Annotated in this window: 1 protein-coding gene; it reads right to left on the bottom strand. The window is 32.6% G+C overall.

The genetic code is table 11. The features are described from left to right. Positions 1-99: 99 nt before the first annotated feature. The gene (locus ACWG42_RS14895) at positions 100-1,833 is read right to left on the bottom strand and encodes an IS1634 family transposase (RefSeq protein WP_455793352.1); all 1,734 of its coding nucleotides are present in this window, start codon (positions 1,831-1,833) and stop codon (positions 100-102) included. Positions 1,834-1,986 lie beyond the last annotated feature (153 nt).

Below are 1,986 nucleotides of genomic sequence, written 5' to 3'. Positions count from 1 at the left end.
TCCCATCTTTGACAGCTAGAAGACAAAAAAACCTCAAATAACGCCTTGTTTAAAGGATGTTTTGAGGTTTTCTGTTATGCAGCGATATATAGTAATATTTTATCTTTCTTTTGTCTTACGAATAATATTTCTCATCTTAGCTTTTTTGATAATTTGTGTATCTGTATGGAAATCAAATATATCGTGTAATTTATCTGTTAAATCCGTTCTTTTATATGTAGGAATATAACCATATCCCTCTACTGAACATACATTCATTTCTCTTAATGTATTTAATGTTCGTTCTACTGTATATTTATTCTCTAATTTTGATTCTAATAATCTATAAATAAGTAGAGACAAGAAACAGATTAAGAAGTGGGCTTTGATTCTGTCTTCTCTCTGTAAGTATACTGGTCTTGCTTCAAAGTCTGTTTTCATAATTCTAAAACATTCTTCGATTTGCCACCTACGTTTATTGATTGCGATGATTTCTGCTATGTCACTATCTAAGTTTGTGGTGACACCATAAAATCCATCATACATGGCTTCTTTATCAATGGCTTCCTGATTTAATGTTTTATATTCAATATCAGCCACTTCACCGTAAGCTGTTGTAGAGGTACTAGTAACGAATCTTGCTGGATCATTAGGATTACGATGTGTCTTTTTCAACTTTCCTTTTGTTTCCACCATTGCTTTGGCTCTTTCAATTTGTCCTTCTCTAATTTTTGCTTGATATGCTTTGTATTTAGGGGAATATGTAACGATTAACGTTTCGTTTTCGATTTTCGAATCCAAAGGAATCTGTTTGTAATAAATAGATTCATGTATTTCTGGATCACTTTCATCTAGATCCCTTAAATCGATGAACTTGTTGCTACCAATTTTTCTATATTGCGTTGGGTTAAGCGCTATTTCTCGATCGCTTTGTTTAAGTTTCTTTAAGGATTGCGTTATGACGAATGATCTTCCACCAGTGCTATTAAAAAGCTTATTGTTTTTAGATGCTAATCCACTATCTGAACAGTATACAAATTCTGAGCAGTCAAAATCGCGAATTACGTTCTGCTCGAGTGGTCTTAAAGTTGTCTGCTCGTTTTGATTACCAGGGTGAAGGTCAAAGGCGAGAGGGAACCCATCCGCATCCATAAACAGTCCCATACCTATGATAGGGTTTGGACGATTTTCCTTGCTCTTACCGTATTTTTTATCGCCATCCTCTTGTTCAATTTCAAAATAATAGTTTGTACAATCGTAATAAAGGACTTTAGTATTACGCTTATGAATAAAATTACTATTACGATATACCTCCGATTGAATATAATCAGATTCTTCCGCTAAAATCGATAAAGCACGATATACGTCATGTAATTGATATTTAGGCTGTTCAAGAAGAGATTGTGCAAATGAATAAGAACTTTTCTTACTGGATGGATGAAGAATACGAGAATAAATTAAATCGGATAGAATGGAATCTAAATTATAATCAAAATCATGGCGTACTTTGATATTGCGAATGATATTGTCAAAGCGAAGGTCAGAATAGATAGATTGAAGGAAAAGGTAACCACAATTATAATTTCTTTGAATATCTTTTTCGATGGTTTTATTGGGTGCGAAAGGAACAGAAATAGTCTCATTTTCTTTCTTATAGATTTCAGTGGCAATAAGAGCTTGCTCTTTCGCCCATAACATAACACCATCACGATCAGTGTTAAGCATAGTGGAGAGCTCAGCCAAAGTGCCAAGTTTTTTAAATGTTTTAGAAGTGCTTTTCCCATTTTTATCAATAAAAGCATAGTTAATATAGAAGGACTCAGAGTTTTTAGATTTAGAAGTAGTTACACGCATAATTATCACCTAACTCTATTATACCATATATTGTGACATATTACAATATATTACGATATATAATTACAACAAATTTGACAAAATTTATACAAAAAAAGCCTTTGCTTATAGGCTATATACAAATTTATTTGAATTTTAGCTGTCAAACTCCCG

This window comes from Amedibacillus sp. YH-ame10, from assembly GCF_053848885.1.
Note: the sequence above shows the minus strand (reverse complement) of the source record. Positions and strands in the feature narration are given on the sequence as shown.